Source organism: Enterococcus sp. AZ035, from assembly GCF_050548325.1.
Lineage (GTDB): Bacteria > Bacillota > Bacilli > Lactobacillales > Enterococcaceae > Enterococcus > Enterococcus faecalis.
Map to the genome: position 1 here is coordinate 439,086 of NZ_CP172958.1, position 16,397 is coordinate 455,482.

General features: G+C 29.3%; 15 protein-coding genes. 12 read left to right on the forward strand and 3 right to left on the reverse strand.

The window, feature by feature from the left end; all coding sequences use genetic code 11:
* Positions 1–7: 7 nt before the first annotated feature.
* The gene (locus IGL32_RS02205) at positions 8–931 is read right to left on the reverse strand and encodes a hypothetical protein (protein WP_430600080.1); all 924 of its coding nucleotides are present in this window, start codon (positions 929–931) and stop codon (positions 8–10) included.
* A gap of 601 nt (positions 932–1,532) precedes the next feature.
* Positions 1,533–2,393, reverse strand: a complete 861-nt coding sequence (locus IGL32_RS02210; RefSeq protein ID WP_202569251.1) for a leucine-rich repeat protein — start codon at positions 2,391–2,393, stop codon at positions 1,533–1,535.
* A gap of 374 nt (positions 2,394–2,767) precedes the next feature.
* Here IGL32_RS02210 and IGL32_RS02215 point away from each other — a divergent pair, with 374 nt between their 5' ends.
* From IGL32_RS02215 to IGL32_RS02270, 12 genes are all read left to right on the forward strand, one after another.
* Complete coding sequence (locus IGL32_RS02215) at positions 2,768–3,337, forward strand: recombinase family protein (protein ID WP_010776244.1); 570 nt, start codon at positions 2,768–2,770, stop codon at positions 3,335–3,337.
* Between the two features lie 218 nt (positions 3,338–3,555).
* Positions 3,556–4,644 (forward strand): hypothetical protein, encoded by a 1,089-nt coding sequence (locus IGL32_RS02220; protein ID WP_202569252.1) that lies wholly within the window; start codon positions 3,556–3,558, stop codon positions 4,642–4,644.
* Positions 4,637–4,873, forward strand: coding sequence for a hypothetical protein (locus tag IGL32_RS02225; protein ID WP_010776246.1), 237 nt, complete (start codon positions 4,637–4,639; stop codon positions 4,871–4,873). Before IGL32_RS02220 ends, IGL32_RS02225 begins: the two co-directional genes overlap by 8 nt.
* 476 nt (positions 4,874–5,349) lie before the next feature.
* Positions 5,350–5,592: a hypothetical protein gene (locus IGL32_RS02230; RefSeq protein WP_010776247.1), complete on the forward strand. Its 243-nt coding sequence runs from the start codon at positions 5,350–5,352 to the stop codon at positions 5,590–5,592.
* A 2-nt stretch (positions 5,593–5,594) separates the two neighbouring features.
* Positions 5,595–7,526, forward strand: a complete 1,932-nt coding sequence (locus IGL32_RS02235) for a hypothetical protein (protein ID WP_202569253.1) — start codon at positions 5,595–5,597, stop codon at positions 7,524–7,526.
* 1,000 nt (positions 7,527–8,526) lie between these two features.
* Positions 8,527–10,278 carry a DUF262 domain-containing protein gene (locus tag IGL32_RS02240; protein WP_002384918.1) on the forward strand — a complete coding sequence of 584 codons (1,752 nt, stop codon included), beginning with the start codon at positions 8,527–8,529 and terminating at the stop codon, positions 10,276–10,278.
* The gene (locus tag IGL32_RS02245; protein ID WP_185931621.1) at positions 10,268–11,329 is read left to right on the forward strand and encodes a hypothetical protein; all 1,062 of its coding nucleotides are present in this window, start codon (positions 10,268–10,270) and stop codon (positions 11,327–11,329) included. Before IGL32_RS02240 ends, IGL32_RS02245 begins: the two co-directional genes overlap by 11 nt.
* A 359-nt stretch (positions 11,330–11,688) precedes the next feature.
* Positions 11,689–12,870: a protein kinase domain-containing protein gene (locus IGL32_RS02250; protein ID WP_202569254.1), complete on the forward strand. Its 1,182-nt coding sequence runs from the start codon at positions 11,689–11,691 to the stop codon at positions 12,868–12,870.
* Between the two features lie 2 nt (positions 12,871–12,872).
* On the forward strand, positions 12,873–13,157 hold the full coding sequence (locus tag IGL32_RS02255) for a hypothetical protein (protein ID WP_010825032.1): 285 nt from the start codon (positions 12,873–12,875) through the stop codon (positions 13,155–13,157).
* Positions 13,158–13,644: 487 nt separating this feature from the next.
* Complete coding sequence (locus tag IGL32_RS02260; protein WP_002355544.1) at positions 13,645–14,088, forward strand: DUF3290 domain-containing protein; 444 nt, start codon at positions 13,645–13,647, stop codon at positions 14,086–14,088.
* Positions 14,089–14,103: 15 nt separating this feature from the next.
* The gene (locus IGL32_RS02265) at positions 14,104–14,751 is read left to right on the forward strand and encodes a DUF421 domain-containing protein (RefSeq protein ID WP_002368017.1); all 648 of its coding nucleotides are present in this window, start codon (positions 14,104–14,106) and stop codon (positions 14,749–14,751) included.
* A gap of 66 nt (positions 14,752–14,817) precedes the next feature.
* Positions 14,818–15,888: a lipoprotein gene (locus IGL32_RS02270; protein WP_002371485.1), complete on the forward strand. Its 1,071-nt coding sequence runs from the start codon at positions 14,818–14,820 to the stop codon at positions 15,886–15,888.
* 42 nt (positions 15,889–15,930) lie between these two features.
* On the opposite strand, the gene IGL32_RS02275 is transcribed toward IGL32_RS02270, so the two are convergent.
* Positions 15,931–16,245 (reverse strand): DUF1827 family protein, encoded by a 315-nt coding sequence (locus tag IGL32_RS02275; RefSeq protein ID WP_002355547.1) that lies wholly within the window; start codon positions 16,243–16,245, stop codon positions 15,931–15,933.
* Between the last annotated feature and the right edge of the window lie 152 nt (positions 16,246–16,397).

The following is a 16,397-nucleotide window of genomic DNA, read 5'->3' on the forward strand; positions in this document are numbered from 1 at the left end:
AGCACAGTCAATTAAGATTGTGCTTTTTGTTTGGAAAATTTTTATTAATTGTATTAAATTTTCGTTTATTGGAAAGTCTGATTCGATATAAATTTATTGCATCTGTTAAATCTTTAGACTCATTTGACGAATAAATTGAATTTTTTGAGTAAGAATATTTAGTTAAATAATAGAAAAAATCAATAGGGGTAGTAATTTCTTTAGATTCATATTGATATTGACTATTTTTAAAGAAATAAAGTAATTTTTGCTCTGAGGAAATATAAATAAGAATATCTTCTCGAATAAATTCAGTATTTTTGTTTACTCTATTGGAATAGGATACATCTTTTAGTTTTGATTCAATAGAAGATAATACTTCTTTGGTTGGAATTACTAGAATTTCAGGAACATCTAAACTCGTTGTGAAGTAGTTATCGGTATACAACTGGTCAATATTTGAAATTTTAACAGGAAAAGAAGTAAATCTATTATTTCTAAATTGAGTAAAAAATTCCTTCTGACTATTATATCCTAGCATGTTATGATAGTCTCTTGTTTGATTTTTTAACTTATCAGAAGACTTATACAGACGGTTACCTAAAGTAAAAACCGAGAGATACAGTTGTTTTTGTTTTTTCTCATTTGTTAATACTTGAATGCGACTTGTATAAAAACCTAACTCAATAAATAATGAAACTAGCTCTGTTTGTTTATCTAATGCTTGGATATTTTGAAAATCATACTTATTCGTATAACAGAAGTATTTATTTGATTTCTTTTTATGAATGAGTCCATTCTGTTTTAAAGTTTTTAAACGTGATTCAAGGCTCGTCCTATTACATTGTAGAAGTTTGACTAAAGTAGATTGATAAATACCATTACTTGCGTGGATAATTTGAAATAACTCCTCTGTGTCAATGGCTCTTATGTTGACTGTTTGTTTACTCATGTTCACTCCCTCCGATTATTTTTTCGTTTACTAGTTATAATTTTTCTACTCTTTAAACTATCCATTTTTAGTTAGATGAAGAGTAGAGTTTTCCATCAAACTTATGATGGATTTTTAGTGTTCAAAATGAATTATAAAATGGAAAATTTTTTATGGCAGCTCATGTTTTGAAAATTTTGTGGAGGTTTCCATTCGATTTTTTTGAAAAGCAGCCTCAATTTTAAAAGTTTTCAAAAAGTTCTCATCTGTTAAAAAAAGTTGATTTAGCAATGTTTTAAATCATATTTTGATGATTTCATAGAAAAAATGGATACTTAAGAGAAAATTAGATGTGCAGGGAATACGTAGGGTCCGTGAAGGCTTTATGCAAACTATGTATTCTACGAAATGTAGGGTTAACGTAGGGGTTCATTTCTAAATAAAAAAATATTAATTCTTATAAGTATCCATCTCGTAACTATCCTTTTTTACGCTCCCTATAATTCTATTATAGCATCGTTATTTTGGTGATGGAAATTTGAACGTTATGTATAAAATTTGTTGACAAAAAATGTAATTAATAACAAAACTCCTTTGATAATTTGTCAAAGGAGTTTTGAAATTAACGTGAAAACCAAGTACCATCCTGCATTTTAATACTATTGTTAGCTATTTTTGTGTTAGGATTTTTTATAGTTACTTTACTAAATTTAGTAATTGGAAAAGCTAAGCTCTCTATACTTTCTACATTTTTAGGGATAATTAATTCCCCTGAATAATTTGAATTTGCAAATGCCCCTCTACCAATTGTTTTTAGATTTTCAGGAAGTTTTAATTCTCCACGAAGCATCATAACAGTACTAAACGCATTATTACCAATATGTTCTACAGAATCAGGTAAATTTATTTCAAAAGAGGAGTATGCTTTACTAAAAATACTATCGCCAATAACCTTTAAACCATCATTGAAAACAACTGACGTTGGTGCAGATTTTTCAAATGAAGAACTCCCTATTTCCGTCAAGAATTTTGGAAATTGTATTTTACCATTTAAATTGGTTGATTGAAAAGCATTATTTTTAATTTTTGTAACTGGGATATCATGAATCTTATCTGGAAATACTAATGTTCCAGTCATTTTAGAATTTCCGTATAGATAATCTCCATTATAATTAGAACTCTTATCTATAGATAGCGTTCCATCTTCTAGTTGAGAAATTTCAACCCAGATTTCTGTTTCACCTGCTCCATTATTTTCACTTCTAATTTTAACGTACTTTTGTTCTTCTGTAATTTTTGGATATTGAGGGGAAAGAGTTTTTCTTGTTAGGTTACCTTCTGCTTGCTCTAAACTGTCAGTAAATATTGTCGATAAACTAGGTTTTAAAGTATCTCTAAATAGTAAATAGCTAATAGCTATAAAAATCCCAAATATAATTATTGCAACAACTATAAATAGTCCTTGACTTGTTCCATTTGTCATAAAAAATGGCCTCCTTTTTGTTATTTTATTGTAGTATAAATTATAGCAAGTACTTATCAGAAATCAATTTTATAGAACATCATAACAATTGTTAAAAAAGGTTTTGTCTTGTGGAATAGAGTATTTAAAGATAAATAATAGAAAAGTAAAGGAGGATTAATTCGCTGGACATATGTTATTTTTGATGCAATAATAAATGTATACCTTGACGAAACACCATTGCCATATAATTCGATACAATATTTGATAATTATATTCTTCTATATGATATAAAATCCCTAATTTGCTCTAGTATTTACTCCTCCAGTGGTACTAGGGTATTTTTGTATAGAAAATAAACGATTAAACTAAAGAAAGAAGGGAGGTTTTGCAGGATGACAAATAAAGTCATTGGATATATCAGAACAAGCACTAGCTCACAAGATTTAGGATTAGAAGTTCAGAAAAAAGCGTTAGAACGGTATGAATCAGACATTATTTATTCTGAAAAAGTTAGTGGAAGAAAAGAGAAGCGAACAGAACTTGAAAAAGCGTTAGAAAATTTGGATACAGGAGATACTTTACTCGTCTACAATTTAGCTAGATTAAGTAGGTCTAGTAAGCAGTTAGTGAATCTAATGTCAGAATTAAATGCGAAAGGAATTCATCTGAAAAGTATTCAAGAGAGTGTAGACACGAAAACGGCCACAGGAAGGTTATTCTTTACCGTTTTAGCTGCTATTGCCGAATTTGAAGCAGAAAATATCAGTATCCGAACAAAAGAAGCATTGGCGAATTCAAACAAAAAACTTGGGAGACCTAAAGTTAAAAATAACACGAAAAAGAAAGTTTTAAAGCTATATCAGAATAAAGAATTATCACTAAATGAAATTGCTGAAAAATGTGGTATTAGTGTGAAAACTGTCTATAATTTGGCTAAAAGTGAAGGATTATCAAGAAAATAGTACTTGCTATTTTTTTGGACAAGCGATAAGATTTAGTAGTATAACATGATGTTTAATCGGTACAAAACCAAGGTTTTTTACCGATAATTTATTAAAAAAATAACTGACAGACAAAGACGAGTGTATCAATGTTTTAAAGATTGATAGATTGGTCTTTTTTTTATGCAGAAAAAACCTTGGTTTATTACATTGAATGAGAGTGAGAAAGGATTGATTTTGTGGGACTAAGTAAACGTACAAAGATTGGTATAGGAATAATAGGAGCAATTCTAATTTCTAGTTGGGGAATTTTCACCTATGTTCAAAAACAAAAAGAGTTGAAAAGAGAGCTAACTATTGAAGAAACAAAAGAATTAAGACCATTTTCGGCAGTAGGTAAAACTTATTCAAATGAAGATGGTCAATTAGTGATGACATTTAAGTTTGAAAAAGAGTATATTGATGAAAATAAACGACAAAAAATGGAGTATTATCTCTATAATTCTCAAAATGATGAGTTAACTAAACTAGCGTTAGATTCAAAAGATAAAGTTCAATATACTGTTGATTTGAAAGAAGCAGTTCGACCAGAAATCACGAAATTCGTTAATACAGGAGACGGGCAATATTCTTATGCCCCCTATAGATTTCAAGAATTATTAGCCAATGAATTTAAAAATGAGAATTATTATTGCGTAGCAATTCCTAAAAATTATATGAAAAAACATGATATTGATAATTACGAGAAATTTGCAGAAGAGAATAGTTTCTTTTCACGTGATTTTACCTCTGAATTGGATTATTCAGGATATAACGAACATTCAGTTAAAGGAGGATATTCAACCATCAGTGAATATGTTTCAAGCTTAATCACGAATGAATTATCACCAAAGGATTTTGCTTATTTAGTAACAAAAGTAAAAGGAAATGTTCCCAGAGCGGTAGAAATTTTAAATGCAACACTTTTTGAAGGTCAATATTCCAAAAAGTTAAAAGATGGTTATTTTGCGAGAGGGAATTATGATTTTAGAAGAACAGGATATGTCATAGCTGAAGATTTTGGTTTACCCATATATAGTCCAATGAGTTTATATCTGAGAACGTATAGTGTTTCTGAGAGTGAAGAAAAATCTTTAGCAAGAGATATATCAGAATGGAACCAACAAATTATTGATGACAAAGAAAAGTATGAAAAAGAATCTGATTTAATTTTTTTTGATAAAAAGATTAAAAAGTTAGGGAAAATTGAAAATGCTCTATTTACTTTTCGTATAAATGATGATTTAGGGCAATGGTTGGAAATCACAACGGATGATGTGAATGAATAGTTTAGATAAGAAGAAATATGTGCAAAATAAAGTAAAACGAACGTTTGTGAGAGCCAACGTGACCATACCTAAGATTGTTTTAAATAAATTGGCAAATGAATTATATAGTCAATTTGAAAAACTATCTGATAAACAGCAGGAAAAATTGATATTTTCCGAGGACTTGGTGATTGAATTATGGAATAAGCATATGGATAAAATGAATACAGAATTGTTAGAAGAGATATGAATTTATTCATGTCTCTTTTTTATTTACAAAATTATCTTAAAAATTTTGTAAAAAGTCACTTAAAAAATGACCCTCGAAAAAGTCAGTAAAATCAATACTTTTCTACTTGTTGACAAAATTAACAGATTGTTGTTATATCAACGTTTTAAAGTGTTATTTTTCAAAAAACACCTCTCAAACGCCATGAAAAAATTTTTGTGGGTAATTCTACGCTTAAATGAATCTGAGAGGTGTTTTTTAGTATGTAGATAGATTTAAAATTTGAAAAAATACCGATATATCAGCTTTTTTTAAAGATTTTACTGTTTCTAAGAAAGTGCTAGGAAAATAGGAGATAGCAAAATGAAATTTCTGATAAAAATAGACTACTTATTTTTTAGTGTCCAATTATGGTAGATTTACTTTACTTCAGTGTTGGATGATGGTAAGGTCCTATCGTGATTAGAAAATTAATAACTATGAAGGAGAAACTTACAATGAGAAATAAAAAATTTACAGAAGAAACTATTCAAAGACAAGAAAAAGTAAAAGAATGGTTAGATACTTTAGAAGGATATTATGGAGTGAAGATGACTAGTGTAGCTAACGCTGTCGGGATTCATTATCAAAATTTACATAACTTCAGAAAAGGACAACGAACGATAAGTGAAGAAAAATTAAGTGGATTAGAAGAATTGTTGCAAGTTAAGTATGGAAAATTATTTGAGGAGGAGTTATAAGTATGAAAATTGAGCTTTGTATAGAAGATATTCAAAGAAAGAGTAAACCTAATTCTGATGAAGTCAGGATGATTCAAAATGTGTTATATAAAAAAATAAAGAAAAAAGAAATTGATGGTATTGCTGAAAGTATTGCTGTTAATGGAAAAACAAGTATGTTGGCAACCTATTTTGAAACAGGAGAGTTCTCTGAACGCATTCATTCGATTAATTTTAAACAGCAACAACTGATTATGCTTGATTTTGATAATTCTAAAGTAGATATAGAAAAATACGGTATAACCACTTATGACTATGTAAGAAATCATGACTTTATTAAACAAAATGCTTGTTTCATGTATCGAACCTTCTCTGATAAAGAAGCAATAGTTGATAAATTTAGAGTAGTTTTTGTGTTGAATGAATCAGTAAAAGATTATTTACTGATTGGGAATATCTATACTAAATTATTTCGTTTATTCCCATCTGCTGATAGAAAATGTTCCAATCCTAACCGTTTATTTTTTGGAAGTAATCGAGGATATGAAGAAGTTCATTTTTCCAATCTTTTAAATGTAAAACAGTTTACAAGTGATATTGTTCCAACGAAAAAAATAATAAATAAAATGGTAAAAACAGAAATTTCTAGTGAACAATATGAAATTCAAGATAGAAAACTGGTTTGGCAATTAATTAAAGAAAATACGCAAGAATCCATCGATGAAGCAAGAGCCATCATCCTAGATAAATTTGATTCAGAAATTTCTAAGGTTTATCCTTCGTATACAAATGCAAGAGTCATTTTAAGACAAACGATTGATATGAGAGAGTTTTTAGAACTACCTAAATCAGAACCGTTTCATGATATTTTAGAAAAAGATGAAAATCCAAGTGCGAGCGTTATTCAATGGGAAGATGACACACAAATTTATCATAGATTTAATAAGGATTCTTTTGCCAATTTAGATATTTTACGAGTGGTTGCCAAACTGTTAAATCTAACAGGGTATGAAGGAAGTTGTAAATCCATTGATTTGTTATTATATTTAACTGGAAGTGGTTTGGATAGAACTTCTGAATCAGCAGAACAAATTGATAAAATTCATTTTTTTAGAAAAGTATTGAAGAGTGAAAAATTAGCTGTTGAATACCCTAAATTCAGAAAGTTTTTAGGAAGTGATTTGAATATATCTATCGCATTGTTGGATATGTTTTCAGAGTATATGTATGAAGATTTTAAAACAGGGGAAGTTCGACATTTACTATGCCTAACAAGTGAAAATATTGCAAAAGAAATAAATATTGTTCTGGGAACAAGGTATGATAGTAAAAGAATACAAAGAGTAATTAACAAACTGGCGATTACAGAAAATATTGAAAAGCTGGAAGAATCACAAATACCTACTGAATTATTTGAAAAATACACGGAAAATTCTTATGAAAAAATAACTAGCAATAAATACCATCATACAAATTTTATAGAGTTTAAAAATGCCGACATAGAAAAATCGGAGAACATATCTAAAGAATTATATGCTAATAATTATACATTGAGTGCTTTGAATTTTGAAGGAATTGCTAGAATTCTGGGAAAAGATATTGCTAGTAATGTATTTAAGCAAAGAGAAACAACTGTAGTATCTAAAAAAATTAAAGTAGATGAAAATCTATTATCAGAATCAAAAAAGGAAAATGAGTTGAAAATAGCTAAATTCATTTTAAGAAAAATAGAAACCCAAAGATATGTTGCTGAAAGAGATATAATTTTTTATGTTTATAAATATCTATTAAAGAAAAAGACAAAGAAAGATGCTGAATATTTGGTAAAACAATGTCGTGCAAATATCTGTAAAGACTATTATTTAGAGCTTATCAGAGTAACCAATAGTATTCGAGACAGTTATAAAATATCTAATGAAATTAGGAGTAGAAGTATCATATACGTGAAGAATTAGTATTATTGAAGAGATTGTATAAGTTATACCCTATTTTTATTGAATTGTAACTTTCATTCGATTTCTTCAATAAAACTAGGGGTAAATCATAACTTTTATAATCATACCTCAAAGAACTTATTATTTATATATTCTTATTTGAGGTATGATTATAAAACCTAATAAGTTTTACCAGAAAAACTGGGTTTTCTCCACGAAAGTTACAATTCAATATTAATGGTATATAACAAGTAGGTTTATAATCATACATACTGATTGAGTATTAGCAAAGCGAAGCTTTGCTTACTTATATAAGAATATTTAAATTTAAAAAGAGGATGTTTTCTTCTCTTATTTTTAGGTAGTAGCAAGTCAAAGACTTGCTTATTAAATAGAGATTCTAACTTTAGTAAAATAGCTAAAATTTACGCTCTAGATATATTTATATAACGAAATAGTGATAATTCATTGTTGCTTTAGTTGAATTATTTGTTTTTTTGAAATCAACTAGAACTATCTTCATATCTAGAATATATAGGTAAAGTTATATTTTTATTTTGTTTAGATATGTAGTGTTAAAAATAACGTAGTATGGAATTTAAATAGCCTGTGTTATTTTTTAGGAGGGTTAAAATTTATTCTTGATAAATTACTACTTAATATTTTAGAAACGCTTAGAATGTAATTTAGACAGCATACAATCGATTCTGGAGATTTTGAATATATTTTTAGAAGAGAGGAAGTGTGGTCTGGTTTCTGTGAATATTAATTTAAGTTAATAGTAAGAAAAGTATGGATTATACGAGTTTTTTATATCTATTTTAAGTTGATTTTTCTTATAAGTTTGAGATAATATTGTATGATTGGAAAATTTAGAAGAACGGAATATAAAATAGAGTAATTTTACTTGTTATTTGATTATGGAACCGTATTCTCTAAAATATTGTTCTTTATTATTGTGATAATTCAAAAAATACACTCACAGATTGAAAAATAAGTCAACTATGCAAGGAGATATGATATGGTGGAAAGAGGATTTCAACCTTTAATTACTATCAAAGAAGCTATTGAAAATATAGACAAAAATATTTATCTATTACCTGCTATCCAAAGAAAATTTGTATGGAGCCCAGAGCAGATAGAATCATTGTTTGATAGTATCATGAGAAAGTATCCTATAAATTCGTTAATGTTATGGCAAATTACTTCAGATGAAATAAAAAATAATTATAGATTTTATTCTTTTTTGAGAAAATATAAACAACGTTTTGGAGAAATGAATGAATATTATAATTCTATGGGACGAACAGACAATTTTTTTGCAGTAATTGATGGACAACAGAGGTTGAACAGCTTATATATTGGACTAAAAGGAAGCTATGCAGTTAAATTAAATCACAAACGATGGGTGGACAATGAAGACAATTTTCCTCCAATGAAGTTATACTTAAATATAAAAAATACCTATAAGCAAGAAACAAAAATTGATAAAGAATATGAATTCAAATTTTTACGTAGAGATAAAGTAGAGAAAGAAAATAAATTAGGTGAAAAATATTGGTTTGAAGTAGGAAGTATTTTAGGCTTGTCAGATGAAAAAAATCGATGTTCTTATTTAGAAAAAGTGGGTTTAGAAAATAATGAATACTCCAAAGATATATTAAATCTGTTATATGAGACTATCAACGAAGAAAAAGTTTTAAATTATTACTTGGAAGATGAACAAAATCTTGATAAGGTATTAGATATTTTTATTCGAACTAATGATGGCGGGACGAAACTTACTTTTTCAGATTTGTTGATGTCTTTTTTAACAGTTCATTGGTCTGATGCGAGGGAAAATTTTGAGGAATTAATTAGAGAAGTTAACCAGTTCGGTGATTTTTCTATCACAATAGACTTCATTTTGAAAAATATGTTAGTTTTATATGCAGATGACATAAAGAGTAGAGTGAAAAATTTTAATGAAGATGTAATTAATAAAATTAAAACTAATTGGGAAAGGATTCGTAAATCAATTCTTAATGCTTTTGAGATGTTCTATAGATTAGGTTTTGAAAACAGAACGTTTCCTGCTAAAAATGCTGCTATACCAATTGTTTATTATATCTATGAAAACAAACTTGAGGATGAAGTTATAAAAAATAGATTCTTAGATTCCAACACGCAAAACGCCAATTCTCAACTCATGAAAAAATGGTTATTATTAGTGTTTTTGAAACGTATTTTTGGTGGGCAATCAGATAGTATCCTTCGAGAAATTCGTAAAATAATTGATGACTCTTCCTCTGGTGTCTTTCCTTTAAAAGAAATAATCAATAGTGCTAAAAGCAATCCTACAAAAAATTATTCTTTTGATGATGCAATAATTGAAGGCTTATTTGAAGTACAATGTGGTTCTGATGACGCATTTTTTGTATTGTCTTTATTCTATCCAGATTTAGATTATTTCAATCAAAATTTCGATATTGACCATATTCACCCAAAATCAAAATTTCAAAATAAAACATTTATGGAAAACCATTTTAGTAAAGAAGAAATTGAGAGGATTGGTAATAATTGGAATAAAATTGGAAATTTACAATTATTAAATAAGGAAAAAAATATTTTGAAGAAAGATAAGAGTTTGTCAGAATGGATGGAAATCAATCACTTGAATAACTCATTTTTATTTATTGATGAAGATATCAAATTAGATATAGAAAATTTTGAATTGTTTTATGAAAATAGAGTTGCCAAGATGAAACAAGATTTAAAGGAGCTTGTTAAATAATACCTTAGTGGCTTGTAATTCAACTTATTATCAGGTAGGTGTTATTATGAAAGATTTCGAAATTGATTTACCTAAAGACGCATCGTTATTGGTAAATGTTACCGATAAAAATTTATACAATTATGATTTTACATCTTATTCATTATTGCCATTGCAAAGAATAGCTTCAAAATCGATAGCGGTAAAAATTAAAAACAGTTTATTTTCAAATATTTCAGAAATGAGTTTGATTGAAAATTTGTCTAATCAGAAAGAAACAGAATACGTAGCTAGGATACCTGATTTTGCAAAGGAAAAGATAGATTCTGGAGAATGGTCATTTGGCGTAAGAAAAAAAACAGGTGAAACATATGCTGTCATTAAGGATAATTTAAGTGGGGAAAATAAAAGTTTTGTTACTCTTGATAAGAAAATTGTAAAAGAGTTAGGTGTTCTACCAGAGTTATCAGCAATTCAAGGTCAGTTAGCATCAATTTCAGAGCAAATTGAGGGATTAAATCAAATTATACAAAGGGTAGAGAAAGGTCAGTATAATGATAGATATGCGGGATTTTTTTCATCCAGACAATTAGTTGTTGAAGGATTAGCTTCAGAGAATGAATCGAACAAAAGAGAGCTATTGATTAGTTCTATCAAAATTGCTAATGAAACAATTAGCAAGCTAATGCTTTCTATTCACGAAGATGCAGCTCTTTTAATTGATTCAAAAACAAAATCAAAAGATGCACGTAGAATTGATAATTTATTGCAAACATCTTTAGGATATTTAAATTCTGCAGTCCAACTAAACCTAATAGCGTATACAGCTTTGGGAGAAAAACAATCTTTATTTGCAACACTGACAAACTATCACTCGTTTGTTAAACAAGTGTTAATGAAAGAAAACGAAAGCGGAAGAACTATTGCGTGGTTATTAGATAATGCTCACGTGGGTGATGATGGAAGAATTCAGAAATTAACTAATGATTTGTCTACAAAAATTGAAGTGCTCATAGCAACTTATAATAATGAAAGGACAGACGTGACTGAAAATGAAAGAATCGAAAATTAAGACTTGTAAGTATCCAAATTGCAACAAAGAAGTTCCATCAGATAAATCTTTATTTTGTATGGAACATAGTCGTAGCTTAAAGGAAAAAAGAAATTTAGTTGGAACTGCTTTAGGTAGCGTAGCTATTCTAGGAGTGACTACTTTAGCAAACAGTATTATCAAGAAAAAGATATAGTTGGAATGTTTAATCATGTTATAGTCAAAAGATGAATTTAATAGAAAATTAATCTTTATTGAAAGCCATTTATTAAAGTTTAAATAGTTTTATAATAAAAAGCCTTTAATTAGGCTTTTTACTATATTACGACATATATTTCATTAGATATGATTACTTATAATAATGTTTGGAGTTGAAACTTGTGAATGTGGACTATATTCTAGATGAAAATGTTGATTTTTTTAAGGATTTTTCCAATAAAGTAATGGGGCAATTAACGGAAGAACAGTTATATGAAAATGTAGAAGATGAACGACTAAGATTTTGTTTCGCAGTATTTCAAAATCAGTTCAATTCTCTGTTATCTTTCTTGAATGAAAAAGCAAAGTTTAATAATCATTTTAATGCATCCTACAGTAAGAATTTAATTATATTAATTGATAAATATGAAGAATTGGAGAATGCACTATCTAAAACAGATTTTGCCTTTAAATTAATTGATGGTTATGTAGATACCATTCGATTTATTCAGCCGCACCTCAGTAATTATGGTGGGTCAGTTATTCCAGAAGACTATCAGTTGCTAATCATCGTTAAATACGAACCAATCATTTATTTTAAAAAGCAAATTGAAATTGTTAAGGAGAATAACAGTTTATATTCCTCTTTAAAACTGGTTAATTCAGGTTCTTATGCAATGGTTTATAAATTTAAAGACACTTTTTATAATCAGATTTTTGCGTTAAAAAGAGCAAGAAAAGAACTAACATCTGCTGAGTTAGTACGATTTAAAAAAGAGTTCGAAAATATGAAAAATATGGATTCCTTATATGTATTAAAAGTTTATAGCTATAATGATGATGCGAATGAATTCATTATGGAATATGTGAAACAAACTCTTAAAGAATATATTGATTCGAATAACACAAAATTACAATTATTTGAAAGAAAAAGGTTAGTTACTCAACTTTTTAATGCGTTTAAATATATTCATTCTAAAGAAATCTTTCATAGAGATATTTCTTTATCCAATATATTAGTAAAGGAATATGATGACAAAACAGTTATCTTAAAAGTCTGTGATTTTGGTTATCTAAAAGAATCAGATAGTACATTGACTCGCCAAAATACTGAGTTTCAAGGTAGTTTGAATGACCCACAGTTAAAAATTATGGGAGCGGATAAATACACTATTCAACATGAGATTTATGCGTTAACTCAAGTAATTTTTTATATAATGACTGGGAGAAAGAATTTGAATAATAATAAAAATAAAGAAGTAAAGAAGTTCATTGATTCAGGCATGAATACGGATTTATCTAAAAGAGTAAAAACTTTAGAGGAATTGAAAGAAGTATTCTTGAAAACAGATTGGAGTAGATAAGTTTGAATATCCAGAAAGCTTTAATAGAACTAACAATAGATGAATCGGTCACATGTAAACAACTTGCCGATTTTTATGATACTTTTCATACTGATAAAGAATTTACAGATGCAGTGGATTTTTTAAGTAGAAGTATTCATGTAGATATGGCTCAAATAAAAGAAGAACTCCGAAATTCCGAAGATAAGGGAAGTTTAGGTGTTTTGGAATATATACAGAAACACTATCTTTCAGCAATGTTGTTCATGAATCTACTCCCTCAAGAAAAACGCAGATTTATCCATTAAACAGTTTGGATTAGGTACAATTGATAGAATAGAAAAGTCACATTAAATAACATATAATTTTCAACTTTTGTTTTGTGATAATTGTCTAATCAATTTTCCTACTAAAATTAATGATTAAGAAGTAATAGGTGTATTGAGAAAAATAAAGGTTACACATTGCGTTGGTTTGTAGCAGAAATGGATTGCTTTCTAAGATTATTTATTGTATGATGAAGCCTGATAAAAAGGGACTTTCACTTATTTGAAAACCAATTTGCGGAACGCTGGTTTGCGGATAAATATCCAGATGTTGAACTGAAAAGTTTGATGTAAAATTAATTTGTAATCAATCGGTAGCTGAATCTTTAGAAGATTGAAGCTCGGCGCAATCATTCTCAAGATGATTGCGCTGAGCTTTTTCTTGTTATAAGGTATTAAAGTAGGCGTGATTGTTTTTTTTGAGATAGAATACTTACTATAACGAACCTATCAAGGAGTGGACAAGAACATGAATTTTTATGGCATCGAGTATTTAAAAAGCCAATCTAATTTAAATGATTACTTAAAGTATTTTTTTATTTTTGCTTTGTTAATCGGGCTAGTCATTGTGTTTAGTTTTTATGTGCGACATCAAATTCAAACGAAATATCGTGAATTAAGTATTATTATTTTTTTATCATTATTATTTGTTTTAGGGGTTCAATATTCCAATTATCAACTGAACCAAAATCAGCATTCACAATCTTCACAAATGGTACATTTTGTCGAACAAGTGGCACAGGAAAAAAAAGTTTCTCCAGAAAAAGTTTATGTCAATGGTACACAATTGGCTGACGGAACCATAGTTAAAATTGACGAAGTGTTTTACAAAATGAGTTTAAGTACGGATCAGCAGTCTTATACGTTACAAGAAACGTATTTATTAACACCAACGATTGAAATCATAAAGTAAAGTGAGGGAAAATTAATGCAGTTTTATAGTCCAATTATTATTAAATTTGCTTTAGGTATTATTTGTTTAATTGTCCAAATTAATTTGATGGGAAAAGGGAATTTGGCGCCCACATCGGCTATGGACCAAGTGCAAAACTATGTATTGGGGGGCATTATTGGTGGTGTTATTTATAATGATTCAATTACGGTGCTCCAATTTGTATTAGTGTTAATTTTGTGGACATTATTAGTCTTAATTTTAAAATTTGCAAAAGAACACAATCGCTATGTGAAGCAAATTGTGGATGGTAAACCCATTACTTTAATCAAGGATGGACAGGTTGTGGTGAAGGAATGTTTGAAAAATGGTATTTCTGCAAATGATCTAATGTTTAAATTACGAGCAAATGGTATTTATGAAGTCCAGCTTGTTAAACGGGCGGTTTTAGAACAAAATGGTCAATTAACAATCGTCGAATATGGCGATGAAAGTATTCGTTATCCGATTATTGTGGACGGTCAAGCCAACATGGATGTCCTAGAGTTAATCAAAAAAGATGAGCACTGGCTATTAACGCAAATCCAAGAACAAGGATTTCAAAGATTACAGGAAATCTATTTAGGTGAGTATTTATCTGGACAGTTAAGTTTATCGCCGTATGAAGAAAAAACGATTGCTTAGCTATACTTTTCATTCTACTTATATTAAAATTAAATGGTAATTCAATGAGTTTTAAAAGGAGGGAAAATGAAAACTAAAAAGATAGTTGTCGGGTTATTTTGTTCAATGATTGTTTTAATGGGGTGCCAACCAGATCAACGAACTGAAAAAATGAAAGAAAGTACTGAAGCAGAAGCAGTCCAAGTAACGAGTGGTGCCTCGGCAGCCACTAATGCCACTTCTGTAAAGCGGGAGGAGCAGACAAACACGAATGATCAACCGAAGGAGAGTGCTGCCAAAGTGAGTTATGAGCGTAATGGACATACCTTTGAAGTTGATGCTGTTTCTGGCGCTACAGTAGAAGCTAATAATGGACAATCAGGAATTAGTCCAGAAGAAAAAGCTCAAAAGATGTATTGGTCAGGTCGTCCAGAAATCGGGGAAGTTCAAGGGGATTATTATCATCATGAAGTCGTGTTTGATGGCGGCTATACGGCTTTAATTGATGTCGTTGTTAAGGATCAACAAATTCAGTTAGTGGAATTTGATGAACGTGGACCTAAAAACTATTATTCTGAAGAATGGGCAGGAGTGACAAAACGTTTATCCGGCTATGCAAATTTTCAAGCGAACAACGCCCGAACTGATCAATCGTTAGTGACCGTTGTTAATACGATGACTTTTCTAGAAAATCAAATGGTTGCTGAAAATCGCCTAGATGGCGCCTTCCAGACAGCCAAAGGTCAATCCAATAGCGCTAATAATGGCTATCTTCCTGCTGCTAGGGCTTTAGCCAAGGAAATCAAAGAACCTTCAAAAGAACATTATACAAGTCTAACAGAAGATTTTGAGGAGGGGCTTTCTGGACGTTTAACTGTTATTACGTTAAAAGATTCAGGGAAAATAACCGATCTTCGTTATGATGAATATTTTGCAGATACAGAAGAAGAGATTAAAGATGCGAAACTGAAGGCTTATTCTCGCCAATCAAAATATTTTTCTAAAGATTATGCTCAAAAATCGGGGGAAAATTTCAAAAAAGAAGTGGATGACTTAAGAAAAAAAGCAATCGAGGAAAATAAATTAGTCAGTCCGACAAATGAGGAAGCCTGGTCGGAAAATTATCAAAGTCTTGTAAAAAAAATAACGTCACAATAAATTAAAAAAACTGCCGAAGTGGGGAAACTTCGGCAGTTTTTTTTAGTTTTCCATGAGGGAAACTTTTAATGGAACAGACACTTCGGTCACATGGTTTAACTCAATGATAGAAATTTCATCTGGGTCATAAGCCTCTTTAGGTAATCGTTTTAACAGTTTTGCTAAAATTTCTTTTACTTCTGTCGGACGAATGCGACGATTTTTATTCATAATCAGAACTTCCACATGGTGAGCTGCTTCTGAATAGACAGCGGTCGTATTTCCTGCTGAGTAGACTTTTACAAAGTAAGCATCCGTGTTTTCCAATTGTTTATTTACTAATTGTTTGTAGCTATTGGTCACATTCACTAATTTCATTTTATCACCTCATTATAGTTGTGTGCTGCAAAAGAGCGTTTCCAATTATGTACAGGAGTTCCAGATTGAATTTTTTCTATGAGGAACAAGTATACGAATATCTTTCTTCTATTATAGTTTTTTTTGATGAAAATAAAAAGTGAAAAGCATAA

What these genes read in the sequence shown, in the direction of transcription:
- IGL32_RS02205 (WP_430600080.1), bottom strand. Translation starts at nt 931, where the DNA reads ATGAGTAAACAAACAGTCAACATAAGAGCCATTGACACAGAGGAGTTA.
- IGL32_RS02210 (WP_202569251.1), bottom strand. Translation starts at nt 2,393, where the DNA reads ATGACAAATGGAACAAGTCAAGGACTATTTATAGTTGTTGCAATAATT.
- IGL32_RS02215 (WP_010776244.1), top strand. Translation starts at nt 2,768, where the DNA reads ATGACAAATAAAGTCATTGGATATATCAGAACAAGCACTAGCTCACAA.
- IGL32_RS02225 (WP_010776246.1), top strand. Translation starts at nt 4,637, where the DNA reads ATGAATAGTTTAGATAAGAAGAAATATGTGCAAAATAAAGTAAAACGA.
- IGL32_RS02230 (WP_010776247.1), top strand. Translation starts at nt 5,350, where the DNA reads ATGAGAAATAAAAAATTTACAGAAGAAACTATTCAAAGACAAGAAAAA.
- IGL32_RS02235 (WP_202569253.1), top strand. Translation starts at nt 5,595, where the DNA reads ATGAAAATTGAGCTTTGTATAGAAGATATTCAAAGAAAGAGTAAACCT.
- IGL32_RS02240 (WP_002384918.1), top strand. Translation starts at nt 8,527, where the DNA reads ATGGTGGAAAGAGGATTTCAACCTTTAATTACTATCAAAGAAGCTATT.
- IGL32_RS02260 (WP_002355544.1), top strand. Translation starts at nt 13,645, where the DNA reads ATGAATTTTTATGGCATCGAGTATTTAAAAAGCCAATCTAATTTAAAT.
- IGL32_RS02265 (WP_002368017.1), top strand. Translation starts at nt 14,104, where the DNA reads ATGCAGTTTTATAGTCCAATTATTATTAAATTTGCTTTAGGTATTATT.
- IGL32_RS02270 (WP_002371485.1), top strand. Translation starts at nt 14,818, where the DNA reads ATGAAAACTAAAAAGATAGTTGTCGGGTTATTTTGTTCAATGATTGTT.
- IGL32_RS02275 (WP_002355547.1), bottom strand. Translation starts at nt 16,245, where the DNA reads ATGAAATTAGTGAATGTGACCAATAGCTACAAACAATTAGTAAATAAA.